Below are 24316 nucleotides of genomic sequence, written 5' to 3'. Positions count from 1 at the left end.
TCACCCGTTATACTTCGACAGAATCATGGACCCGTTGGTGCCGCCAAAGCCGAAGCTGTTGGTCATCACGCTGTCCAAGCCTGCGTTTTCAACTACTTGAGTTGCAATTTCACCGGGCAGGATGCCTTCGGCTAGTGTGTCGACATTGATCGACGGAGTAATGAAATCATTGTCCAGCATCAGTAGGCAGAAGATCGCCTCGAGCGCGCCCGCCGCGCCCTGTGCGTGGCCAGTCATCGACTTGGTTGATGAGATCGGCGGCACGTTGCCTTCGCCAAAGATACGGCGCACTGCCTCGACCTCTCCGACGTCACCGACCGGGGTCGAAGTGCCATGCGCATTGATGTAGCCGACCTTGCGGCCTTCGGGCATGGTTGACAGGGCCAATCGCATCGCGCGCTCTCCGCCTTCGCCGGAGGGGGCCACCATGTCATGTCCGTCCGAGGTAGCGGCATAGCCGGTAACTTCGGCATAAATCTTGGCGCCACGGGCCACGGCGTGGTCGAGGTCTTCAAGAACCACGATGCCGCCGCCACCGGAGATCACGAACCCGTCGCGGTTCTGATCGAATGCGCGGGATGCTTTCTCGGGGGTGTCGTTGAATTTCGAGGACATTGCACCCATGGCGTCGAACAGGCAGGACAGGGTCCAGTCCAGTTCCTCGCCACCGCCTGCGAACATCACGTCCTGTTTGCCGAGCATGATCTGTTCGGCGGCATTACCAATGCAATGCAGCGAGGTCGAACAGGCCGATGTGATCGAATAGTTGATGCCTTTGATCTTGTATGCGGTCGCCAGGTTTGCGGAAATCGTCGAGCACATGCATTTAGGCACTGCAAACGGGCCAATCCGCTTGGTTGCGCCAGATTTCAGAACAGTCTGATGCGCCGTCAGCATAGCACTGGTCGACGGGCCACCCGATCCGGCCACCAGACCGGTGCGCGGATTGACAACCTGATCTTCGGTCAACCCGGAATCAGCGATTGCCTGGCTCATCGCGATATGAGCATAGGCAGCGCCCGGACCCATGAAGCGCAGTGTCCGTTTTTCCACATGCTCGGCCACGTCGATCTTCAGCGATCCGGCAATCTGACTGCGAAAGCCATGCTCGACCATCTGTTCGCTCGCCACGATGCCGGATTTGCCTGTTTTGAGAGAGGCGAGTACCTCTTCGGCATTGTTGCCGATCGAGGAAACAACCCCCAGACCGGTGACGACTACTCGACGCATGTGCGTACTCCTTGTTGCGGCCGGTCAGGCTCAGGCGTCTGACAGAACGACCTTCATGTCTTTGACGTCGTAAATCAATTCGCCATCGGCTTCGACGATGCCATCTGCCACACCCATCGTCAGGCGGCGGGTCTGGATCGCCTTTTTGAAATCAATCTTGTAGGTCAGCACCTTGCGGTCGGGGCGCACCATGCCGGTCAATTTGACCTCTCCAACACCGACTGCCATGCCGCGACCCTGCCAGCCGCGCCAACCAAGGTTAAAGCCGGTCAGCTGCCACAATCCGTCCAGACCCAGACAGCCGGGCATGATCGGATTGCCGGGAAAGTGGCATTCAAAGAACCAAAGGTCGGGCGTGATATCAAATTCAGCTAACACATGGCCTTTGCCATGCGCGCCGCCATCACCCGAAATCTCGGTGATCCGGTCCATCATCAGCATCGGCGGAGCAGGTAACTGCGCGTTGCCGGGGCCGAATAGTTCGCCTCGGGCGCATTTCAGCAGATCGTCCTTGTCAAAACTGCTCGGGAATTGGGCCATTCTGCCGCCTCTCCTGCCAGGGTCCGTTCATTACATCAGGCCTCGTCTATCACCCGTATGCAAGGTCCTGCAAGACCGGCGCGTCATATCTTGTTGTGACCACGATATTCTTTGCGAATGAAATTCATTTGAAATTGCAGGGCGGGCGCACTTATATTAAGGGCAGCAAAACACAGGTATCGGATTCATGACACCGCAGAGCCGTGACATCGCTACAACTTGGTTGGTCGACGCAGGGTTGCGGCCAACACGTCAAAGGGTTGCTTTGGCCGAACTGCTCGTGGGTGACGGGTTGCATCGTCATGTGACGGCCGAAAGCCTGTTTGATTCCGCCAAAACCAACGGAGACGCGGTATCTCTGGCGACTGTCTACAACACGCTGCGAGCCTTTTGTGAAGCCGGTGTGTTGCAGGAAATCACGGTTGACGGTTCGAAAAGCTATTTCGACACGAATACACATGATCACCCGCATTTCTTCTGGGAAGATGAAAGCCGTCTGAGTGACGCACCTTCCGAACAGTTAGTGATCCAACAGTTGCCTGAAGCGCCCGATGGCGTCGAGATCGCCTCGGTCGACGTGGTGATCCGCCTGCGTCGGAAGAAATAGCTAGGTCTTCTGTAGCCCCTTAATCAACGCGTGTTCTGCCGCCGTAATAAGAGAGTCGGTTGGCCCAGTCCCATGTCGCGCTAGCACGACGGCTTCAGTGGCTTCGGTGTCAGTAATCGGCAGGCTAACAATGTCCATCTGATCATAGCTGTATCTGTTTGTAGGGCTGGCATAGCTTATTCCGACACCTTCACCATGGGCAGCCAGACTACGCTGCAGCTCCAGCGATTCCGCCCGGTGTGAGATCGTGGGGTTCAGCCCCTTGCGTCTGCAAAGCGCAAGGACGTGTTGGGCAGACAGCCCCTCTTTGGATAGAATCAGTGGAAAGTCCGCAAGCTCAGCAAGCGTCACTTGCTGAGATTCGGCAAGCGGATGATCAACAGAAAGCAGCGCGCGCGGTGTGCTGTCGAATAGTTTTTCACATGTGAAACCAGCGTCCATACCCAGGTCATAGGTAAGCGCGCAGTCAAATCTGCCATCTATGAGGCCTGAGATCAGCCCCTCGAACGTTTCAACGCCGTGAGTCAGAACAACGTCAGGCAGGGCCTGCCGCAATTTGTGCAGAGATTGCGCCAGAAGAAACGGTGCCAGATCGATAAAGCATCCCAGCCGCAATCGACGTTCGCCGACAACGGGATGCTTTGAATTTTCCAGCAACGCCGCCCGGTTCAATAGGGCTTCGGCCTCTTCGATGAATTTGCGCCCCTGTGGGGTCAATGCCATCGCCGCGCCCCGTCTTCGTGAAAAAAGCGGATACCCCAAATGTGATTCGACCCGGGTTAGTGCATTCGACAAAGCCGGTTGCGACACGTTTACGCGCAACGCTGCTGCGGAAAGGCTGCCATGTCGACCAATCGCGCAAACATATTCGTATTGGCGGAGCGTAAGGTATAACATTATGTTAACACCTAGATCGAAAGATATGATTTGAACAGGGGTCTCATTCATGCGCAGATCAGGCGACAAATCCAAGGAGACCGCCATGACTCACCCTCTTGTTTCGCAGGCAATGATCGACGACTACCAGACGGATGGCGTTGTTCTTGTAAAAGGTCTGTTCACCGATCATGTCGAAACCCTGAGGGCCGGGGTAGCCGCAAACATGGCAGAGCCGGGGCCGTATGCTTCGGAGAACAAGAAAGAAGGTGAGACTGGTCGGTTCTTCGACGACTATTGTAATTGGTCGCGCATCCCGCAGTTTCGTGAAGTTATTGAGGCGTCTCCTGCTGCCGAAGTTGCAGCGGACCTCATGAAATCGCAATCCGTGCAGATGTTTCACGATCATGTTCTGGTAAAAGAGCCCGGAACTTCGATGGCAACGCCATGGCACCAGGATGGGCCGTATTACTTTGTTGAAGGTCAGCAGAATATCAGCTTCTGGTCGCCGCTAGATCCGGTGAAACAGGCTACTTTGCGTTGCGTTGCCGGTTCGCATCGTTGGGAAAAAGAGGTTCTGCCCACCCGCTGGGTATCCGAAGAGGGGTTCTTTGCCGATGAGGGCCAATACATGCCGATCCCTGACCCGGATGCCGAAGGGATGAAGGTTGTCGAGTTTGAGATGGAGCCGGGCGATGCCGTTGCGTTCAACTACCGCACGTTACACGGTGCACGGGGTAACACCTCTGATAGTCGGCGCCGGGCCTTCTCGCTACGCTTGGTCGGTGATGATGCGCGATATGTCGAGCGGCCGGGTCGAACCTCACCTCCATTCCCAGGACATGACATGAAGCAGGGGCAGCGCCTGCGTGAAGATTGGTTCCCGGTCCTGTTGCAGCGGTAGTGCCTAGAACCACTGGCCTGATTCAATCAGACCCAATTCCAGCAGTTGTCGCGAATCCCACTCGAAGGGAACTGAATTGCTCCAACTGAAATCGGAGATATCAAAGGTTGATCCGGCGTTGGTTTTCAACGCTTTGGCCGCCCGAAACGAACAGATCGCGGCGGTCAGATTATTGTGCCATGGGCAAGCATAGGTGTTGTATTCCGCCTCGTTGAATGTGTGATCCGGCAGCAGTTCGAGATCGGGTTTAGCTTTGAACAGCGAAATCCGATCGATGCGGCGCCGTTCATAGGGAATGTGATCCTCAAACCGCCAGCGCAGACCGCCGGACATGTCCAATTGCCGCTCCAATGGTTTGCCGGACGCATCGTGGCGGGTGTGGGCGTAGTATCCGGTCTTGTCCAACAATGCGTGATCGGGGGCCACTCCGTTTGAAAAGGCGGCCAGATCATCGGCATACAGGTCGATCACATGGATCAGCATCGCCTTGCGCCGCTCTTCTGAATGAAAGGCGAGCAATTCTCCAACCGTTCGCGTCTCGCAGAATGGGTAGAATAGGTATTCTGCATTGTAACAGTAATATACCCAGACGCCTTGAGCGGCTTGGGTGATCCGGTTGATGGCGTCAAATACGACAGTTCTGGGTGCGCAGCTCATCGCCACCCGGTGAACCCTCGCGCTCAGACCATCATCCAGCGCGAATTCCTGCGGCAGAAACGCAATCACCGATTTGAAGCCCAGTTTCAGGTGGTGATGCAACGTACTTTCTAACTCGACATCATCCTCGGCGAAGATCAGGGCGATGGGGCCTTTGTTCAGGACCTCGCTGCCGGAATTCAAAAGGTGATCAAGGGAATCGTACTGCATCGTTGGCTTTGTTTCTGCCTTGCTGGAAATTCCCGCCAAATTCGGGTAATTGCGCCAGCATTGCAAGCGGCGTTCGATACGTATAGACGACGCCGACCCAGCGAACACAAAGGCCGACCCATGTCTGAACCGAAAAAGCTGTTTATCAAGACTTATGGCTGTCAGATGAACGTCTATGACAGTGAGCGCATGGCCGAAGCGCTGGGCGGACAAGGCTATGTCGAGACCAAATCGCCCGATGATGCGGATATGATCCTGCTCAACACCTGCCACATCCGCGAGAAGGCAGCCGAGAAAGTTTATTCTGAGCTGGGCCGCTTCAAGGGGCTGAAAGCAGACAAGCCAGACCTCAAAATCGGTGTTGCAGGCTGTGTTGCACAGGCCGAAGGCGAAGAGATCATGCGCCGTCAGCCGCTGGTCGATCTGGTGGTCGGCCCGCAAAGCTATCATCGCCTGCCCGAGATGGAAGCGAAAACGCGCGAAGGTGAAAAGGCGCTGGACACTGACTTCCCCGAAGAGGACAAATTCGAAAAGCTCAAGAACCGCCCCAAGGCCAAGCGCGGGCCGACAGCGTTCCTGACAGTGCAAGAAGGGTGCGATAAGTTCTGTGCCTTTTGCGTGGTGCCTTATACCCGCGGAGCCGAAGTCAGCCGCCCGGCGGATCGCATCATTCGTGAGGCACAGGATCTGGTTGAGCGAGGCGTACGCGAGATCACGCTGCTGGGTCAAAACGTCAATGCCTATCACGGGGCCGGACCGAACGGGGACATGACCCTTGCCGGTTTGATTTGGGAGCTGAACAAGGTCGACGGGCTGGAACGCATTCGTTTTACCACGTCGCACCCCAACGACATGGACGATGCGCTGATCGAAGCGCATGGAACGTGTGACAAGCTGATGCCCTATCTACATCTGCCGGTGCAGTCTGGATCGGACAAAATCCTGAAACGGATGAACCGCAGCCATACGGCCGAAAGCTATCTGCGACTGATCGAACGTATCCGCGACGCACGCCCCGATATCCTGATGTCCGGCGACTTCATCGTGGGCTTTCCGGAAGAAACGGATGAGGATTTTCAGGCCACTCTGGATTTGGTGGAAGAGGTTAAATACGGCTACGCCTACTCTTTCAAGTATTCCACGCGCCCGGGCACCCCTGCGGCAGAACGGCCACAGGTCGATGCCGAAGTGGCTGATGAGCGTCTGCAACGTCTGCAAGCCATGATCACACGCCATCAGCGCGAGATTCAGGATTCAATGGTCGGCCAGACTGTCAGTGTTCTATTTGAAAAGCCGGGGCGGCAAACAGGCCAGATGGTTGGAAAATCCGAGTATCTTCACGCGGTTCACGTCTCGGATGCAGATGTTCTGAGTGGGGACTTACATAGGGTAAGGATAAAATCATCCGGTGCCAATTCACTGGGCGGTGAACTGGTCTGATCCATCAGGCCCGCGCGGCGAGGGTTCCCAGCCACGAAATTTAACCCTTGATTTATGGCTCGGAACTATGTTCCGAGGAGAGCCAGATTTTTCGAGGCAGGTTTTCGGGTATTGATCTGCGCATTGACCCGAACTGGCAATCCACCTTGGCGGAGGGTACGAGTAGTGAACCGGATACGTTTTCCAAGACTGGAGTTCTCCCGTTTTTTGACAGCGGTTGCAGTGCTGCTCTCGTGTTCCGCACCAACTTTGGCCGGGGATGTGGTCGGGGATGTTACCGAACCAGACGTCATCTCCGCAGGGCGCCTCGGGCGTGATGTCAATGCGTTTTATCTTGGGCTGAGTGCCGGGCACGCATCAGGGCGCGCGGATGAGTTCGGCCTGCGCGTCAATGGCGGCACTACGTTTGGCGCGGGGGAGCTCAAACCCAGCGGCAACTATGCCGGGCTGCGCGGTGGATGGCGCGGTATTCTGCCAGCCCGAGGTGGGCGCGACTATGTATACGGCCTCGAAGTCGGATACGACTTTGGCACGCTCGACGACAGCACGACCTCACGGACCGGTGGAACCGAGGTCAGTGGTAGATCTGCTATCTCTGACGTGTTGTCTATTCGCCTGCGGAACGGCCTGACCAACCGCAGCGGCAGCGTCCTTTATTTCGTAACTGTGGGATATATCTGCGGTGATATCACCACATCAGGCTCACTCTCGGATGCAAGCGGGACAAGTCGGTTTGAGAGTGAAGATCGGCGACAGGGTTTCTCGGCCAGCCTGGGCGCCGAACACAAGTTGAACGACAATTGGTCCATCACCGGTGAGATCGAGTATCTGCAGTTCGAATCAAAGTCAGTTGAACTGGGTCCAAATTTCACAACCAAGTCGACGCCCAGCTACCGCGGTCTGCGGATCGGGCTGAACTATACGTTCTGAGACCCGCATCATATATGTCCGGCAGGCTTTAGTTGCACTGATAATCGGCGCTTTTGTCATGCGCCGAACAAAAATTGAAACTGCCGCTTGCGTCCACCTTGGGATGTTGTCTACGCTCAAGGTGAAACGCCAAGACAGGAGAACGGATTGGCCATCGGTGCCCTGACCCCACCGCAAGATGACATGCCCCAGCGTGAGGCGCTTGTTGAATTCCCTGACAACAGACTATTGATCGATTTGTGCGGTGAGTATGACCGCAACCTGACCGATATCGAACAGAAGCTCTCGGTCCAGATCGTACGGCGCGGCAACCAATTGGTCGTGTTGGGCGACGAGGATGGGCAAAAGCAGGCTGTCGAGGTGCTGCAGGCGCTCTACACCAGGCTTGAAGGCGGGCGAGATGTCGTGTCTGCGGATGTTGACCGCGAGTTGCGCATGGGCAATTCCGAGGTCGGAACCGGCACGCGTGATGGCGATCAGCTTGAGATGTTCAAAGGCGGCACAGTCGAGATCAAGACACGCAAAAAGCTGGTCGAGCCGCGCACCGACGCGCAAAAGGCGTATGTGCAATCGCTGTTTAACAACGAACTGGCCTTCGGGATCGGCCCCGCAGGGACGGGCAAGACCTATCTGGCTGTTGCGGCGGGTGTCTCGATGTTCATCGGCGGGCATGTGGACCGGATCATTCTCAGCCGCCCGGCGGTCGAGGCCGGGGAAAAACTGGGCTACCTGCCCGGTGACATGAAGGACAAGGTAGATCCCTACATGCAGCCGCTGTATGACGCGCTGAACGACTTCCTTCCGGGCAAGCAGCTGGCCAAGCTGATCGAGGAAAAGCGGATCGAGATTGCCCCGCTTGCCTTCATGCGGGGTCGAACGTTGGCGAATGCTTTTGTGGTGCTGGATGAAGCGCAGAATGCCACGACCATGCAGATGAAAATGTTCCTGACGCGGCTTGGCGAGGGCAGCCGGATGGTCATCACCGGCGACCGGTCGCAGGTCGATCTGCCGCGTGGCGTCCAATCGGGACTGGCGGATGCTGAGCGGATGTTGAAGACGATCCCGAATATCAGCTTCAACTATTTCACCTCGAAAGACGTCGTACGTCATCCGCTTGTCGCCGCCATTATTGAGGCGTATGAGGCCGACGAGGGCCGCAAAACCGGATAGTTTTCACGGCCCCAAGCGTATCGGAGCCGTGGATTGTTGGTATGAATCTGGAAATCACCCTCGAGGATGACCGCTGGTGTGCGCTGGAGCCGTTGGCCACCCGCGCAATTGCCGCTGTATTGGATCATTGCGAACTGGATGCAGATATGTGCGAGATCAGCGTTCTGGGTTGTGGCGACGTTCGAATTGCCGAACTGAACGCCGAGTTTCGCGAAAAGCCAACTGCAACCAATGTGCTGAGCTGGCCAGCCGATGATCTGGCCGCAGATCAGGCCGGAGGTATCCCGCTGACCCCAGAGCCAGACTTTACCGGTGAAATCGCGCTGGGCGATGTTGCGATCTCATATGATACCTGCGCCCGTGAGGCGGGTGACGCCGGAAAGAATATGGACGATCACGTGACGCATCTGATCATTCACGGTACACTGCATTTGCTGGGTTACGATCACATTCGTGACCTGGACGCCACTTTGATGGAAGAGGTTGAGGTCGAGATACTTGGCAAACTGGGTATAGATGACCCATATAATGTATGACATGGGCAGCTTTGCCCGATCATTTGGAACAGGATAATGGGCGAAACAGACGGCAGTTCTAGGGCGGCGCAGGGCGCGCATTCCCAGAACAGCGACAATGACAGCGACGACAGAGGAGGGCTCTTTTCCCGACTGCTCGACGCATTTTCTTCTCATGGCGATGAGACCGGCCAAGTAAACGGTGCTGAGGTCACAAGCGCCCAGCCGAGGGGCATGATAAACCTGCGCAGAATGCGGGTTGAAGATGTTGCAATCCCGACGGCCGAGATCATTTCGGTTCCTTCGACGACCCCCAAGGACGAGTTGGCGCAGATATTCCGTGACAGCGGGTTGTCGCGAATCCCGGTTTATGACGGTACGCTGGATACGCCATTGGGATTTGTGCACCTCAAGGACTTTGCGCTGACCCATGGTTTCAATGGCAATTCGGCTGAGTTCGATCTGAAGTCGATGTTGCGGACTTTGCTATTCGTACCTCCCTCGATGCCGATTGGGGTGCTGTTGACCAAGATGCAGACCGAACGTCGCCACATGGCGCTGGTCATCGATGAGTATGGCGGGGTCGATGGGTTGCTGACCATCGAAGACCTGATCGAACAGGTTGTGGGTGAGATTGCCGATGAGCATGACGCCGATGAGGATCAGCTATGGATACAGGAGAAGCCCGGCTGCTATGTGGTGCAGGCCCGTGTCCCGCTTGAGGATTTCGAAGCCGAGATTGGCCGTTCTTTGACCAGCCACGAGGATGTCGATGAAGAAGAAATCGATACTTTGGGCGGCCTGGTCTTCATGCTTTCCGGTCGGGTGCCGACGCGGGGCGAAGTTGTGTGCCACCCCGAAGGACCCGAGTTCGAAGTTATTGACGCCGACCCGCGCCGCATCAAACGGTTGCGCGTCATGTTGCCGGATACTGCTGCATGAATCCTGCCCTTGGGTGGCCCCGCTGGCTGCGGTTGGTACTGGCGGCGCTGTTAGGCGTCGCCGCGGCCGCTGGTCTGGCCCCTTTGGGATACTGGCCAGCGACCTTGCTTGCTCTGACCTTTTTGGCGGGCTTGAATATGGCTTCGAAAACACCTCGCAGCGCAGCCTTGCTAGGATGGGTGTTCGCAACGGGATACTTCGCCCATGCGTTGAGCTGGATAATCGAGCCATTCCTGGTAGATGCGAAACGCCATGCCTGGATGGCACCTTTTGCGCTGATCCTTCTATCGGGCGGATTGGCCCTGTTCTGGGCTCTGGCCTTTGGGGTCGTAAGACGGATCGGGGGTGCGCCAATAGGGCAGGGGATGCTGCTTGCCGTGGTGCTGACACTGGCAGAATTTGCACGAGGATATTTGCTGACCGGTTTCCCTTGGGCCAGCATCGCGCAGGTTTGGGTAGACACCCCTTTCGCGCAACTGCTGTCACTCATAGGACCCTATGGATTGGGGGCGTTGACCTTGTTTGCCACCCTGCCGCTGGGTGCGGCATTGTTCAGCGAACAAGCGCGCCGCGATCTGGCGATACCGGTAGTAGTGACCGCGGTCTGCGCCGCATTGGCTTTGGTCTATGCTGCGACCCGGCCGCGAGTTGAATACTCTGGCAATGTTGTACGTCTGATTCAGCCTAATGCTCCACAACATCAGAAGTGGGACCCGGACTATGCTCCTTTGTTCTTTGCGCGTCAGCTTGAGTTCACGGCTACCGGGCCCAGACCAGACCTGATCGTCTGGCCGGAAACCTCGGTACCGGCATGGCTGGGCAGTGCACAGCCATATCTTGCAGCGATTGGAGAGGCGGCTCAGGGCACTCCAGTTTTTCTTGGCATCCAGCGCGCCGAAGGCCAGCGGATATTCAACTCGATGATCTATCTGAATGAGGATGGTCAGCAGGACGGGCTATACGACAAGCATCACTTGGCACCATTTGGGGAATATGTACCATTTGGCGATCTTATGGCCCGGTTTGGTATTTACGGGATGGCGACGACTACAGGCAATGGGTTCAGTGCCGGACCGGGTGCTGCGTTGATGGATGCAGGGATGTTGGGGAAGGCTCTGCCGCTAATCTGCTATGAAGCGGTTTTTCCGCAGGATGTTCTGGCGGCGCCGGATCGGGCAGACTTTCTGCTGCAGGTTACCAACGATGCATGGTTCGGCACACGGTCCGGGCCGTATCAGCATCTTGCCCAGGCACAGATGCGCGCAATTGAACAGGGGCTGCCGATGCTGCGCTCGGCCAATACCGGGGTCTCGGCGATGATTGACCCATTGGGGCGGGTCATCGAATCTTTGGCGCTGGGGCAAGCTGGGTTTATCGACGCAGATTTGCCGCGCCCTCAATCGCGCACTGTATATTTTCGGATCGGGGACAAACCGGTGTTCTTAGCCATTTTAGCCCTGTTCGCGCTGCTATGGCGCCACACACGACAGAGACCGAACTGATTACCGATTGACCCCACTTATCTGTGGCCGTATTGGATCGGACGCTCGTCACAACGGCTTCCTGACGTGATGGGGAAATCTTAATGGAGCACTTTTATGTCCCGACAGAATTTTACATTTACTTCGGAGTCCGTTTCCGAAGGTCACCCTGACAAGGTTTGCGACCGTATTTCCGACGCGGTGCTTGACGCTTTCCTGCGCGAAGAACCCGAAGCCCGCGTGGCGTGCGAGACCTTTGCCACGACTGACCGCGTGGTTATCGGTGGCGAAGTGGGGCTGTCGGATCAGGAAAAACTGCATGATTACATGGCGCATATCGATGATATTGCGCGCGCCTGTATCAAAGATATCGGGTACGAGCAGGATAAGTTTCACCACGAAACGGTCGAAGTGACTAACCTGCTGCACGAACAGTCGGCCCATATCGCTCAGGGCGTGGATGCAGCCGACAACAAGGACGAGGGCGCAGGCGATCAGGGCATCATGTTCGGTTATGCCACCACCGAGACACCAGCGCTGATGCCCGCACCGATCCAGTATTCCCATGCTATTCTTCGCCGTTTGGCTGAAGTTCGCAAAAATGGTACTGAGCCTGCACTCGGTCCGGACGCGAAATCGCAGCTTTCAGTCGTCTACCGTGACGGCAAGCCTGTCGGTGTCAGCTCAATCGTGTTGTCGACACAGCATCTGGATGAGGCGCTAACCTCGGATGATATCCGCCAGATTGTCGAACCATACATTCGCGAATCCCTGCCCGACGGCTGGCTAACCGCTAAGACCGAGTGGCATGTGAACCCCACCGGCAAGTTTGTTATCGGCGGGCCGGATGGCGATGCGGGCCTGACCGGGCGCAAGATCATCGTGGACACTTACGGTGGCGCCGCTCCGCATGGCGGCGGCGCGTTTTCGGGTAAAGACCCGACCAAAGTGGACCGCTCGGCTGCCTATGCAGCGCGCTATCTGGCCAAGAACGTCGTGGCGGCTGGCATGGCGGATCGTTGCACCATTCAGCTGAGCTATGCGATTGGCGTGTCCAAACCGCTGTCGATTTATGCAGACACGCATGGTACCGGCACTGTTGCGGATGCACAGATCGAAAAGGCGATTGATCAGGTTATGGACCTGACACCTCGCGGCATTCGTCAGCATCTGGAGCTGAACAAACCTATCTATCAACGCACTGCCGCATATGGCCATTTTGGGCGCGAGCCCGATGCGGATGGTGGATTTAGCTGGGAACGCACCGATCTGGCCGATGCTTTGAAAAAAGCGGTCTGATCAATGAACGTAGAAACGCGCCGGTTTCGGCGCGTTTTTGCATGTGGCCGACCTCTTGCAACAGCTTCAGCCCCGCAGTATGGGCTGCGCCATGAGTACACAGACCCCAAAACGCCCTCGCAGAAACTTTTATGGCCGCTTCAAGGGCAAAACCCTGAAGCCCAGCCAAAAGACCTATCTGTCCGAAGATCTGTCTGCCCTGTCTCCAGGTGACGTGGATTGGGAAGCCAATCCGGAACGCAAGGCTCTTGATCTGAATGGGTTGTTCGGCGGCAAACCGATCTGGCTGGAGATCGGGTTTGGCGGCGGCGAACATCTGGTGCACCAGGCACAACAGAATCCGGATATCGGTATCATCGGGGCTGAGCCCTATATCAACGGCGTGGCCATGCTCTTGGGCAAAATCCGTCGTGCGGGGGTCGGTAATCTTGCGGTGCATCCCGGTGATGCGCGCGACCTGTTTGATGTTCTGCCCGAGGCCAGCATCTCGCGTGCATTTCTGCTCTACCCTGATCCTTGGCCAAAAACCCGCCATCACCGCCGTAGGTTTGTGACCCCTGAACATCTGGAGCCATTGGCGCGCGCTTTGAAACCTGGTTCAGTTTTCCGCGTTGCGACCGACATTCCCGACTATGTGCGCCAAACCCTCGAAGAAGTGCCTCGCGCGGGTTTCGAGTGGTTGGCGGAGCGCCCCTCTGACTGGCGTGAACCATGGGATGACTGGATATCTACCCGCTATGAACAGAAGGCCCTGCGCGAGGGTCGTACCCCGCATTACCTGACCTTCCGACGCAAAAACTGATTGCCGCTGGACCAAACGGCCCCAATTCGCTAATCGGCCTGAGTACTGATAGCGAAAACAGGAGCCCTCATGTCCGGACACGGCACGCCCATCCCGATGACGTCACATCCCTGCGGCCCGCTGACCGGCACTGCAGAGGTGCCCGGCGACAAGTCAATCTCGCACCGGTCCCTAATTCTGGGAGCTATGGCCGTGGGAGAGACCAGAATATCGGGTCTGCTGGAAGGCGAGGATGTGCTCGACACGGCGAAGGCTATGCGTGCTTTCGGGGCGGAGGTCACAGATCATGGCGGCGGAGAATGGTCTGTGCATGGCGTAGGTGTCGGCGGCTTTGCTGAGCCCGATCAGGTGATCGACTGCGGCAATTCCGGCACCGGTGTGCGCCTGATCATGGGGGCGATGGCCACGTCGCCAATCACAGCGACCTTCACTGGCGATGCCAGCCTGAACAAACGCCCGATGGCGCGGGTGACCGATCCGCTGGCTCTGTTCGGGACGCAATCGGTGGGCCGCGAAGGCGGACGCTTGCCGATGACAATTGTTGGTGCGGCTGATCCCGTCCCGGTGCATTACAAAGTGCCCGTGCCATCGGCGCAGGTTAAATCTGCGGTGTTGTTGGCCGGTCTGAATGCACCCGGCCAGACCGTTGTGGTCGAGAAAGAGGCCACCCGCGATCATTCCGAGCGAATGCTGACGGGTTTTGGCGCTGAAATCACGGTTGAGGATACGGACGAGGGCCGTGTTATTACTCTGACCGGTCGCCCAGAGCTGAAACCCCAGGTTATCGCCGTGCCTCGCGATCCGTCGAGCGCGGCCTTCCCGGTCTGTGCGGCGCTGATCACACCGGGTTCGGACGTGTTGGTTCCGGGCATCGGCTTGAATCCCACCCGTGCGGGGCTATTTACCACGCTGCGCGAGATGGGCGCTGACTTGACCTATGAGAACGAGCGCGAAGAAGGTGGTGAGCCGGTTGCAGATCTGCGGGCAAAATACTCGCCCAACATGAAGGGGATCAGTGTTCCGGCAGAACGCGCGGCCTCGATGATTGATGAATATCCGGTGCTGTCCGTGGTGGCGGCCAATGCCGCTGGCACCACGATGATGGGCGGTGTGAAAGAACTGCGGGTCAAGGAAAGCGATCGGATCGATGCCATGGCTCGTGGCTTGCGCGCCAATGGTGTGACGGTGGATGAGGGTGATGATTGGTGGTCTGTCGAAGGTCTCGGCATTGGTGGCGTACCGGGCGGAGGGACGTGTGAGAGTTTCCTTGATCACCGCATTGCAATGTCCTTCATGGTCATGGGGATGGGCGCAACAACACCTGTCTCGGTAGATGATGGCGGACCAATCGCGACGTCTTTCCCGATCTTTGAGCCGTTGATGGCCGCATTGGGCGCGAGGGTCGAGCGTACATGAGGTTCACTGTCGCGATCGACGGCCCGGCGGCTGCCGGAAAGGGCACTATCTCGAAAGCGGTTGCCGCGCATTTCGGGTTTGCCCATCTGGATACCGGTTTGCTTTATCGCGCCGTTGGACGGCGTATGCTGCAAGGGGAAGAACCCGTGGACGCTGCGCAATCCCTGACGGCGGAAGAGTTGGAGCAGGGTGATCTGCGTACCGCAGAGATCGCGCAGGCGGCCTCGAAAGTTGCGGTTATTCCCGAAGTCCGCAGCGCGCTGATCGATTTTCAGCGTGCATTTGCCCGACGTGCCGGAGGGGCCGTGCTGGATGGGCGCGACATTGGAACCGTGATCTGCCCGGGCGCTGAGGTCAAACTGTTCGTCACTGCCAGTCCCGAAGTGCGGGCGGAACGGCGGTACCTCGAACTTGCGGCCAAAGGCGGGACCGTCACACGTGATCGGGTATTGGCGGATGTCAAAGAACGCGACGCCCGGGACGCTGAACGCAGCACAGCACCGATGAAACCCGCCGAGTATGCCGTGCAACTTGATACCTCGGATCTGAGTATCGAGGCCGCGCTTGCGCGTGCGCTCGAAATCATTGAACAGAACCTGCCCGCGACCTGAAACAGCCACGGGCAGATCGGGTCATTGAGCTTACAGCTCGCCAACGGCGATACTCTTGATGTTTGCCCACTGATCGTCAGCAGTTTTTGCGGTGCCGGTGATGTCTTTCAGGAACTCACCACGTGTGGTTGCGTTCAGGAACAGATACAACTTGCCATCTGCAATCAGATACTGGTCCGGGTCACCGTCAAACTTTTTGCCGACCGAAACACCAAACGAGCAATAGCCGCCGTGCTGCGGCAGGTAATCCGCCGGATTGGCCTCGAATGCTTCGAGGTTTTCGGCACTGGTGAAGTAGTAAGAGGCACCGTCATACGTGGCCGAGTGATTGGCAAAGCCCTCAACGGGATTTCCGCTGGTAACCATGGCCACAAGATCCACCCCATGCACCGCCAGCGGAGCACCTGCGGCTGAGATACCTTTTGAGACGTTGATCTCATCGGCGGCAAATGCAGGGACGGACAGGGCCATCGTGACGGCAAGAGCCGTAAGGGTAAGGGATTTCATTTGATTTTCCTTTCAGTCAGGGTGAGGCCGGAGTGATTGCCGACCGATGTGAACAAGTTAGGAAAAGTAATGCGGACGTGTAATAACCGTTAGGCCGGCAAACATTGCAGATCGTCCGGAAACATGCATGAATTGCGAATTAGATTCACTTACTCTTATGTGATTGACCAAGCGCCACCACAGTCAAAAATACCTGCGTTTCGATCAAAACGTGCGGGGGAGAAACGGGCTGTTCCACTTTACTGTGCAGATATTCAATGCCGTCACTCCACAATATTTGCAACAGTGCGGGCAGGTTACCGAACGAGTCACAAACGCGCCCCTAGCTGGACATAAGAAAGCTGCTATAGTCCCCGCACAAGCCAGAAGGGACAGCTGCAAAAAACCCAGAAAAGGGAAGCAGCGGTGAAATCCCTCAAGTCAACAGGGACCAAAATATGAATAATCGTCTAAGCAAGATCACCATAGTTGGTGGTGGAACAGCAGGATGGATGACTGCGCTGCTCCTCGACATGGTGTTTTCTCGCACCTCGGCGCCCAAGGATCGCCCTCGGCTCTGCCTGATCGAGAGCCCCAACATTTCCACTGTGGGCGTGGGTGAGGCGACGGTGCCGCGTATGCCGGTCACGATCCGCCAGGCCGGCATCTCTGAGCGGGAATTCTTCCGCGAGACCAATGCTTCGTTCAAACTGGGTGTGAAGTTTTGCAACTGGAACAAGGACGCCAAGGGTAATCGCATCGACTATGTGAACCCTTTTGCCCATGGTCAGATGCTGTATGGGTTGGAGGCCGCTGAATACTTCTTGCGTTTTGGCAATGGGGATCGGGATTTTACCCAGTCCATCTCTCCGCACGATCATCTGGGCCGCCTGTGCAAAGGGGCCCGGCAGTTGGGTCAGCCTGAGTTTGAGCAGCGATTTGGCTATGCCTATCATCTGGACGCTGTGAAGTTTGCTGGGATGCTCGCCAAAGTCTGTACCAAGCGCGGTGTTGAGCATATTCAGGACGAGGTGCAGTCGGTCGAGCTGGATGAGCAGGGTAATGTCAGCCATCTGATGTTAGAGCGTGCAGGCCGCCATGACATTGAGATGGTCGTGGATTGTACCGGGTTCCGCGGGTTGATTATCAACAAGGCCCTGGGCGAGCCGTTTATGGATTATTCCGATTATCTGCCCAACGATCGCGCCATGGCGTTGCAGATCGACCACCCCGACCCGGATAAGATCGAAAGCCTCACTCGGTCTACCGCGCTGGGCGCGGGATGGACTTGGCGGGTGCCGCTCTACAACCGTGTGGGCACGGGCTATGTGTTCTCATCCGCGCATCGTACAGACGATCAGGCGGCTGATGAATATCTCGAATGGCTGGGTGACAGTGGCAAGGGTGCGACGCCGCGCATAATTCCAATGCGCATCGGGCGTGTGCGCAATGCTTGGGTCAAGAATTGTGTGGCCATTGGCCTGTCTGGCGGGTTCATCGAACCTTTGGAGAGCACAGCGATCCATATGATTGATCATGCCGTGCGCTGGTTGGCCGAGCATTTGCCCACACGAGACATCGAGCCTTCGCTGCGGACACGGTACAATCGGCAGATGAACAAGCTCTATAACGAAGTTCTGGAGTTCATCTGTCTGCATTATCGGCTGGGCAACCGTACGGATGATCAATACTGGATTGATGCACGCACCGAATTGAAGTTGCCGGATCGGTTGGCCGAGAATCTGGAACTGTGGCAACATCGGCTGCCGCTGAATCACGATACCGAATTCACCACGCTGTTTGACCATCGCGTTTATCAAACGGTTCTCTTGGGTAAACAGGTTTATGATACGGGCTATGGCGCTGGCATCCGCGATCGTCTGCGACCGTTGAAGAAACCAATCTGGTTTCAGGGCATGAAGCGCGCGAAGGTGGACCTTGCGCAGATCGTCAAATCGATGCCGGATCACAAAACGCTGCTGCGCGATATCCGTGGAGAGCTTGAGCAACCAGCTTTTGGCATGGCGGCGGCGATGAAACCTACTGTGGCTATGCCGGGTGCGGAACCGGCATCTGCGACGATTCAGAACATGCCCGACCTCGCCGAAATCCAAAGCGGCACAAAGGATTTGCAACTGTTCTAGAAACTCCCTGCGCGCTGCGTCGAGGCTTTTTCTGAGCCTATGAGAGGCGGAGCTCGTAATCTCGATGCAGCGATTTCATGGCTGAATGCCATCGAACATGCGATGCTGAAGAAAGAGGTCGGAATCTGGAGCGCCAGAGTATACCCGGGCAGGTAGCAGATTTGCCCAAACCCTTGCGGAATTGGCTTTCTGCTTGCGCCTTTCGTTAAATCCGCCTATACGCGCGCTGTCGATACAAGGGCGGTCAACGTCCGGATGACGTTTCTGAGCAGGGCCGGGTTAACTCGGCCCTTTGTGTTTGTTTGCTCGGGAACGCACCGGATCACGCCCAAAGACATCATGAAACAAGACCGGCGGAGACAACCGCTCGGCCAGCAAAAATGTATGTAAAGGAAAACAACGCCAGATGGCTGATACAACTATGGAGGAATTCGAAGCCCTCCTGAACGAAAGCTTCGAAATGGACACGCCCGAAGAGGGTTCTGTTGTCAAAGGTAAGGTACTGGCAATCGAAGCCGGCCAAGCCATCATCGACGTAGGCTACAAAATGGAAGGCCGCGTTGATCTGAAAGAATTCGCAAATCCCGGCGAAGCCCCTGAGATCACTGTAGGTGACGAGGTAGAAGTTTACCTGCGCGCCGCAGAAAACGCCCGCGGCGAAGCCGTCATCTCACGCGAGATGGCCCGCCGTGAAGAGGCATGGGACCGTCTGGAAAAAGCATATGCCGACGACCAGCGTGTCGAAGGTGCAATCTTTGGTCGCGTCAAAGGTGGCTTCACCGTCGATCTGGGCGGCGCAGTTGCGTTCCTGCCCGGCTCGCAGGTTGACGTGCGCCCCGTGCGCGACGCTGGCCCGCTGATGGGTCTGAAGCAGCCGTTCCAGATTCTGAAAATGGACCGTCGCCGTGGCAACATCGTTGTTTCGCGTCGCGCAATCCTGGAAGAATCGCGTGCCGAACAGCGTGCCGAAGTTATCGGCAACCTGACCGAAGGTCAGACCGTCGAGGGTGTCGTCAAGAACATCACCGAATACGGTGCATTTGTTGACCTGGGCGGCGTTGACGGCCTGTTGCACGTCACCGACATGGCATGGCGCCGTGTGAACCACCCGTCCGAGATCCTGACGATTGGCGAGACTATCAACGTCCAAGTCATCAAGATCAACAAAGAGACCCACCGCATCAGCCTGGGCATGAAGCAGCTGCAGGACGATCCCTGGGATCTGGTTGCGGCCAAGTACCCGCTGAACTCGGTTCATCAGGGTCGCGTCACCAACATCACCGACTACGGCGCGTTCGTCGAGCTGGAAGCCGGTGTCGAAGGTCTGGTGCACGTATCCGAGATGTCCTGGACCAAGAAAAACGTCCACCCTGGCAAGATCGTTTCGACCAGCCAGGAAGTCGAGGTTATGGTTCTGGAAATCGACGGCGCCAAGCGTCGCGTGTCTCTGGGCCTGAAGCAGACCATGCGCAACCCGTGGGAAGTGTTTGCAGAAACGCACCCCGAGGGCACCGAGGTCGAAGGCGAAGTCAAGAACATCACCGAATTCGGTCTGTTCATTGGCCTCGAAGGCGACATCGATGGCATGGTTCACCTGTCCGACCTGTCATGGGACGAGCGTGGCGAAGATGCGATCCAGAACTACCGCAAAGGCGACGTCGTTCAGGCGGTTGTCTCGGAAGTTGACGTGGACAAAGAGCGTATCTCGCTGTCGATCAAAGCCCTGGGTGGTGACAAGTTCGCCGAAGCCGTGGGCGGCGTGAAGCGTGGTTCGATCGTAACCGTTGAAGTGACCGCAATCGAAGATGGCGGCATCGAGGTCGAGTACGAAGGCATGAAGTCCTTCATCCGCCGTTCCGACCTGAGCCGTGACCGCGCCGAACAGCGCCCCGAGCGTTTCTCGGTCGGTAACAAGGTCGACGTTCGCGTCACCAATGTCGACAGCAAAACCCGCCGTCTGGGCCTGTCGATCAAGGCACGCGAAATCGCCGAAGAGAAAGAGGCCGTGGAACAGTACGGTTCTTCCGACTCGGGCGCCTCGTTGGGCGATATCCTGGGTGCAGCGCTGAAATCCGGCGACTGATCCAGGGCGACCGTCCAAGCAAGAATTTCGGCCCCGTGCAAACGCACGGGGCCGTTATTGTTGCGAATCAATATGTTCCAATTATCCGAGTTATTTCCGGTGTTGTTCGCTCAATAGGTGTGGAAATCGGGCCTGTGTGCTAAAAATCGCGTTAGAATGTGGCAAAATAAAGCCAAACTGGGCAGAGTATGCGTTCCCCCGTTCCGGGTTTTTTCCTATACTGTCAAATCAGTAGACCAGACACACCGGACGCCTGGGAGGGTATTGCGCATGATCCGTTCAGAACTGATTCAAAAAATTGCCGACGAGAACCCGCATCTTTATCAGCGCGACGTCGAACGGATTGTGAATACTGTCTTCGAGGAAGTGACCGATGCCATGTCGCGTGGTGACCGTGTTGAGCTGCGTGGCTTTGGTGCGTTTTCGGTCAAGAAACGCGATGCCCGTGTCGGGCGGAATCCGCGCACCGGAGACACCGTCCAGGTCGAGGAAAAATGTGTTCCGTTTTTCAAGACTGGCAAGTTGCTAAGGGATCGTTTGAACGGTAAAGCGTAGTCTCATGATACGCTACATTCGTTATGCCTTTCTAGCGGCTCTGGGGATCATATTGGTCTCGGTTTCGCTGGCAAACCGTCAGATGGTTGAACTGAAGCTCATGCCGGATGCTCTGGCAGAGCTGCTGGGCTTTAACCTATCGGCTTCGCTGCCACTATTTCTTGTGGTCCTCGGTGGTGTGGTGGCCGGACTGGTCATCGGGTTCCTGTGGGAATGGCTGCGCGAGTACAAGCACCGCAAAGACGCGACCGTGAAAAAAGGCGAAGTGCGCAAGCTTGAGCGTGAGGTCAAAAAGCTCAAGACTAAGCAGAACGAAGGACAAGATGATGTTCTCGCTCTGTTGGATGAGGCAAGCTGAGGCCGATCCATGCCCACAGAGATCAGCGTTAAAATCTGCGGCCTGACCGCTCCTGAACATGTGCGCGATGCGGCGGATGCGGGTGCGCGCTATCTCGGCTTCAACTTCTTTGCTAGATCGCCGCGCTATGTTTCTCCGGAACAGGCGGCGACGTTGGTGCAATCCGTTCCCATCGGAGTGGCCAAGGTTGCTTTGGTTGTGAATGCGCCGGATGAATTTCTGGATAAGATTACCGCATCAGCACCGTTTGACATGCTGCAATTGCACGGCGGCGAAAGCGCCGAACGTGTGAGCGAAATCAAAGCACGGTATGGATTGCCAGTGATGAAGGTCATTGGCGTGGCTGATGCCGAAGATCTGGCTGCCATAGACCTTTACAATGATGTTGCCGATCAGATTTTGATTGATGCCAAGCCGCCCAAAAATGCGGTTTTGCCTGGTGGCAACGGGTTGGCGTTCGACTGGCGGTTGTTGGCCGGACGTAAGTACTGGCGCAAGCCGTGGATGCTGGCGGGTGGCCTGAAGCCCGAAAACGTTGCCGAGGCGATCCGCACGACCGGTGCACGTCAAGTGGATGTGGCCTCGGGTGTTGAGAGCGAACCGGGCGTCAAAGATTCGGCTTTGATCCGGGCCTTCATCGACGCAACCCGGTGATCTGACGCCCACGCCGGAAGGCAGGTTCAAAAGCGCGTTTTGCCATGGCAAATCTTGTCTCCACCTCCTATGAACAACGGGTACGACGAGGGAGACACCCATGGCCAACGATCTTTTCAATTCCTTCATGTCCGGTCCGGATGAGCAGGGCCGCTTTGGCATCTTTGGCGGACGCTTCGTCAGCGAGACGCTGATGCCGCTGATCCTGTCGCTGGAAGAGGAATACGACAAAGCCAAGGATGACCCCACCTTTTGGGCCGAGATGAATGATCTGTGGGCGAATTATGTGGGCCGCCCGTCGCCGCTGTATTATGCGGAGCGCCTGACGCAGCATCTGGGCGGCGCGAAGATTTACCTCAAACGCGATGAGTTGAACCACACCGGCGCGCATAAGATCAACAATGTGCTTGGTCAGATCATTCTGGCCCGTCGCATGGGCAAGACCCGCATTATCGCCGAGACCGGGGCAGGGCAGCATGGTGTGGCCACCGCCACGGTTTGCGCCAAGTTTGGTCTGAAATGCATCGTTTACATGGGCGCGCATGACGTTCAGCGTCAGGCTCCCAATGTCTTCCGTATGCGCCTGCTGGGGGCTGAGGTGATTCCGGTAACGTCTGGCCGTGGTACACTTAAAGACGCCATGAACGACGCTCTGCGCGATTGGGTGACCAATGTGCGCGACACGTTCTATTGTATCGGCACCGTGGCTGGTCCGCATCCGTATCCGGCGATGGTCCGCGACTTCCAGTCAATCATTGGCAAAGAAGCCAAAGAGCAGATGCAAAAGGCCGAAGGCCGTCTGCCAGATACGATCATTGCTGCCATCGGCGGAGGCTCGAACGCGATGGGCCTGTTCTATCCGTTCCTCGATGACAAGTCGGTCAACATCATCGGCGTAGAAGCGGGTGGAAAAGGCGTAAACGAGAAGATGGAGCACTGTGCTTCGCTGACCGGTGGTCGTCCGGGCGTGTTGCATGGCAACCGCACTTATCTTCTGCAGGATGATGACGGGCAGATTTTGGAAGGCTACTCGATCTCGGCCGGTCTGGACTATCCGGGTATCGGACCCGAACATTCATGGCTGCATGAAATCGGCCGCGCCAAGTATGTGTCGATCACAGACAAAGAGGCGCTGGAGGCGTTCCAGCTGTGCTGTTCCACCGAAGGCATCATCCCCGCGCTGGAACCCTGTCACGCGCTGGCGCATGTGATGAAAATCGCACCCGACCTGCCCGAAGATCACCTGATCTGCATGAACATGTGTGGTCGCGGTGACAAGGATGTGCAGACCGTGGCGAAGTATTTGAATTTCGATATGTCGGATACCGAAGGCCGCACGGCGGGCTAGTCTCTGGGCTATGCAGCCAATTTGAATTGTGTCAGGTTGCGCACATGCGCAACCAATCCCAACCAATTACTTCTGAGCGGCTTGGTCAAAAATATGATGCCGCAGCGCCCGGTTGGGCGGACAAGATGCGTTTGCTTGGATATTTTGATGCTTACCTGGGTTTTCTTTCGGCTGATCCTGTCGTGCATCACGGGCAGAACGCTTTGGATGTTGGATGCGGGACAGGCGCATTTGCAGAGGCCCGTGCGGTCGTTCAACCAAACGGTTCTGTAACTCTGCTAGAACCTTCGGAAAAGATGTTGCATCAGGCGAAAAGCGCCTTGGCCAGACGGGGCGTGGATGCGGTTATCGAGCAGTCGCGGCTGGAAGATTTCAGTGCAGGATTCCCCTATGACTGTATCCTGGCTGCTCATGTGCTTGAACACTGCCCGAAACCGGTTGATGCATTGCGTCGGATGCGCGAACTGGCGACTCCGGGCACTGATTTGTGGTTGGTTGTAAGTAAGCCGCATTGGTGCAACGCAATCATTTGGTTCCAGTGGCGGCACCGAACCTACCGACCAGAGGTCGTGGCGGATATGCTGGCGCGTTCGGGATGGGATCTGCGAACTGAGCACAGCTTTCCAACAGGCCCTCCCTCGCGTACATCGCGAGGATATAAAGCCGTCGCAATCTAGTTTTTGTCTTCGGCTCTTTGTGTCTGCAAAACACGCAGAGGAACTATATCCAGCGCCCTTTGGTGGGTGGCTTGAAGATGAACCATTGGCGCGCACCCCTCGTCAAAGGCCTGCAGGAAACGTGACGCACACAAGCACCAGCTATCACCCGGCTTAAGACCGGCAAAATCGAATTCCGGCCGTGGTGTGCTCAGATCATTGCCGACGTATTTCGAGTAGGCTAGGAATTCAGCCGTCATCACAGCGCACACCGTATGGCTACCCTGATCCTCGGGGCAGGTGTTGCAGGCCCCATCGCGAAAGAAGCCCGTCAGCGGATCGCGCGAGCAGTGTTCAAGCACTCCGCCCAATACATTGGTGCTGTCTTGCTTTTGCATGGCC

Annotated in this window: 25 protein-coding genes and 1 riboswitch; of the genes, 19 read left to right on the top strand and 6 right to left on the bottom strand. The window is 56.8% G+C overall.

The window, feature by feature from the left end:
- Both fabB and fabA read right to left on the bottom strand, forming a co-directional pair.
- Nucleotides 1–1230, bottom strand: coding sequence for a beta-ketoacyl-ACP synthase I (gene fabB, locus BLU89_RS08190; RefSeq protein ID WP_074735947.1), 1230 nt, complete (start codon nt 1228–1230; stop codon nt 1–3).
- Between the two features lie 30 nt (nt 1231–1260).
- Nucleotides 1261–1770, bottom strand: coding sequence for a bifunctional 3-hydroxydecanoyl-ACP dehydratase/trans-2-decenoyl-ACP isomerase (fabA, locus tag BLU89_RS08185; RefSeq protein WP_074735945.1), 510 nt, complete (start codon nt 1768–1770; stop codon nt 1261–1263).
- Between the two features lie 187 nt (nt 1771–1957).
- On the opposite strand from fabA, the gene irrA reads away from it, so the two are divergent.
- On the top strand, nt 1958–2377 hold the full coding sequence (gene irrA / locus BLU89_RS08180; RefSeq protein ID WP_074735944.1) for an iron response transcriptional regulator IrrA: 420 nt from the start codon (nt 1958–1960) through the stop codon (nt 2375–2377).
- On the opposite strand, the gene BLU89_RS08175 is transcribed toward irrA, so the two are convergent.
- Complete coding sequence (locus BLU89_RS08175) at nt 2378–3274, bottom strand: LysR family transcriptional regulator (protein ID WP_074736496.1); 897 nt, start codon at nt 3272–3274, stop codon at nt 2378–2380. It lies immediately after the preceding gene.
- Between the two features lie 85 nt (nt 3275–3359).
- Here BLU89_RS08175 and BLU89_RS08170 point away from each other — a divergent pair, with 85 nt between their 5' ends.
- On the top strand, nt 3360–4157 hold the full coding sequence (locus tag BLU89_RS08170; protein ID WP_074735942.1) for a phytanoyl-CoA dioxygenase family protein: 798 nt from the start codon (nt 3360–3362) through the stop codon (nt 4155–4157).
- A 3-nt stretch (nt 4158–4160) separates the two neighbouring features.
- Here the strand turns inward: BLU89_RS08170 and BLU89_RS08165 are convergent, their stop codons facing one another.
- Nucleotides 4161–5024 carry a hypothetical protein gene (locus BLU89_RS08165; protein WP_074735941.1) on the bottom strand — a complete coding sequence of 288 codons (864 nt, stop codon included), beginning with the start codon at nt 5022–5024 and terminating at the stop codon, nt 4161–4163.
- Nucleotides 5025–5144: 120 nt separating this feature from the next.
- Here BLU89_RS08165 and miaB point away from each other — a divergent pair, with 120 nt between their 5' ends.
- The 10 genes from miaB (at nt 5145) to BLU89_RS08115 (ending at nt 15630) form a co-directional block, all read left to right on the top strand.
- Nucleotides 5145–6464, top strand: a complete 1320-nt coding sequence (gene miaB, locus BLU89_RS08160; RefSeq protein WP_074735939.1) for a tRNA (N6-isopentenyl adenosine(37)-C2)-methylthiotransferase MiaB — start codon at nt 5145–5147, stop codon at nt 6462–6464.
- A 207-nt stretch (nt 6465–6671) separates the two neighbouring features.
- Nucleotides 6672–7394 carry an outer membrane protein gene (locus BLU89_RS08155; protein WP_245709681.1) on the top strand — a complete coding sequence of 241 codons (723 nt, stop codon included), beginning with the start codon at nt 6672–6674 and terminating at the stop codon, nt 7392–7394.
- 147 nt (nt 7395–7541) lie between these two features.
- The gene (locus BLU89_RS08150; RefSeq protein WP_074735936.1) at nt 7542–8564 is read left to right on the top strand and encodes a PhoH family protein; all 1023 of its coding nucleotides are present in this window, start codon (nt 7542–7544) and stop codon (nt 8562–8564) included.
- Between the two features lie 41 nt (nt 8565–8605).
- Nucleotides 8606–9100 (top strand): rRNA maturation RNase YbeY, encoded by a 495-nt coding sequence (ybeY, locus tag BLU89_RS08145; RefSeq protein ID WP_074735935.1) that lies wholly within the window; start codon nt 8606–8608, stop codon nt 9098–9100.
- Nucleotides 9101–9136: 36 nt separating this feature from the next.
- Complete coding sequence (locus BLU89_RS08140; RefSeq protein WP_074735933.1) at nt 9137–10021, top strand: hemolysin family protein; 885 nt, start codon at nt 9137–9139, stop codon at nt 10019–10021.
- On the top strand, nt 10018–11523 hold the full coding sequence (lnt, locus tag BLU89_RS08135) for an apolipoprotein N-acyltransferase (protein ID WP_074735932.1): 1506 nt from the start codon (nt 10018–10020) through the stop codon (nt 11521–11523). The genes BLU89_RS08140 and lnt overlap by 4 nt, the downstream gene beginning before the upstream one ends.
- A gap of 42 nt (nt 11524–11565) precedes the next feature.
- Nucleotides 11566–11614, top strand: a riboswitch (SAM-SAH riboswitch).
- A 5-nt stretch (nt 11615–11619) separates the two neighbouring features.
- Nucleotides 11620–12801, top strand: a complete 1182-nt coding sequence (gene metK, locus BLU89_RS08130) for a methionine adenosyltransferase (protein ID WP_074735930.1) — start codon at nt 11620–11622, stop codon at nt 12799–12801.
- Nucleotides 12802–12892: 91 nt separating this feature from the next.
- A complete protein-coding gene (gene trmB / locus BLU89_RS08125; protein ID WP_143030523.1) occupies nt 12893–13603 on the top strand; it encodes a tRNA (guanosine(46)-N7)-methyltransferase TrmB in 711 nt (236 codons plus the stop codon).
- A 69-nt stretch (nt 13604–13672) separates the two neighbouring features.
- Entirely contained in the window at nt 13673–15019 is a 1347-nt protein-coding gene (gene aroA / locus BLU89_RS08120) for a 3-phosphoshikimate 1-carboxyvinyltransferase (RefSeq protein ID WP_074735927.1), read from the top strand.
- Complete coding sequence (locus BLU89_RS08115) at nt 15016–15630, top strand: (d)CMP kinase (RefSeq protein ID WP_074735925.1); 615 nt, start codon at nt 15016–15018, stop codon at nt 15628–15630. The genes aroA and BLU89_RS08115 overlap by 4 nt, the downstream gene beginning before the upstream one ends.
- A gap of 30 nt (nt 15631–15660) precedes the next feature.
- On the opposite strand, the gene BLU89_RS08110 is transcribed toward BLU89_RS08115, so the two are convergent.
- Nucleotides 15661–16137, bottom strand: coding sequence for a YHS domain-containing (seleno)protein (locus tag BLU89_RS08110; protein ID WP_074735924.1), 477 nt, complete (start codon nt 16135–16137; stop codon nt 15661–15663).
- Between the two features lie 437 nt (nt 16138–16574).
- On the opposite strand from BLU89_RS08110, the gene BLU89_RS08105 reads away from it, so the two are divergent.
- From BLU89_RS08105 to BLU89_RS08075, 7 genes are all read left to right on the top strand, one after another.
- Entirely contained in the window at nt 16575–18260 is a 1686-nt protein-coding gene (locus BLU89_RS08105; RefSeq protein ID WP_074735922.1) for a tryptophan halogenase family protein, read from the top strand.
- Nucleotides 18261–18666: 406 nt separating this feature from the next.
- Nucleotides 18667–20343: a 30S ribosomal protein S1 gene (gene rpsA / locus BLU89_RS08100; RefSeq protein ID WP_074735920.1), complete on the top strand. Its 1677-nt coding sequence runs from the start codon at nt 18667–18669 to the stop codon at nt 20341–20343.
- 270 nt (nt 20344–20613) lie between these two features.
- The gene (gene ihfB / locus BLU89_RS08095) at nt 20614–20898 is read left to right on the top strand and encodes an integration host factor subunit beta (RefSeq protein ID WP_074735918.1); all 285 of its coding nucleotides are present in this window, start codon (nt 20614–20616) and stop codon (nt 20896–20898) included.
- Nucleotides 20899–20902: 4 nt separating this feature from the next.
- Nucleotides 20903–21256 (top strand): lipopolysaccharide assembly protein LapA domain-containing protein, encoded by a 354-nt coding sequence (locus BLU89_RS08090; RefSeq protein ID WP_083347686.1) that lies wholly within the window; start codon nt 20903–20905, stop codon nt 21254–21256.
- A gap of 9 nt (nt 21257–21265) precedes the next feature.
- Nucleotides 21266–21910 (top strand): phosphoribosylanthranilate isomerase, encoded by a 645-nt coding sequence (locus tag BLU89_RS08085; RefSeq protein ID WP_074735916.1) that lies wholly within the window; start codon nt 21266–21268, stop codon nt 21908–21910.
- A 100-nt stretch (nt 21911–22010) separates the two neighbouring features.
- The gene (gene trpB / locus BLU89_RS08080; RefSeq protein ID WP_074735915.1) at nt 22011–23258 is read left to right on the top strand and encodes a tryptophan synthase subunit beta; all 1248 of its coding nucleotides are present in this window, start codon (nt 22011–22013) and stop codon (nt 23256–23258) included.
- A gap of 44 nt (nt 23259–23302) precedes the next feature.
- Nucleotides 23303–23935, top strand: a complete 633-nt coding sequence (locus tag BLU89_RS08075) for a class I SAM-dependent methyltransferase (protein WP_074735913.1) — start codon at nt 23303–23305, stop codon at nt 23933–23935.
- Here BLU89_RS08075 and BLU89_RS08070 read toward each other — a convergent pair.
- A complete protein-coding gene (locus BLU89_RS08070) occupies nt 23932–24312 on the bottom strand; it encodes a DUF2237 family protein (RefSeq protein ID WP_074735911.1) in 381 nt (126 codons plus the stop codon). The two genes, BLU89_RS08075 and BLU89_RS08070, sit on opposite strands and share 4 nt — an antisense overlap.
- Nucleotides 24313–24316 lie beyond the last annotated feature (4 nt).

Source organism: Ruegeria halocynthiae (assembly GCF_900106805.1).
GTDB lineage: Bacteria > Pseudomonadota > Alphaproteobacteria > Rhodobacterales > Rhodobacteraceae > Ruegeria > Ruegeria halocynthiae.
The sequence above is the reverse complement of the archived record's forward strand: the minus strand, read 5'-3'. Positions and strand labels throughout refer to the sequence as shown.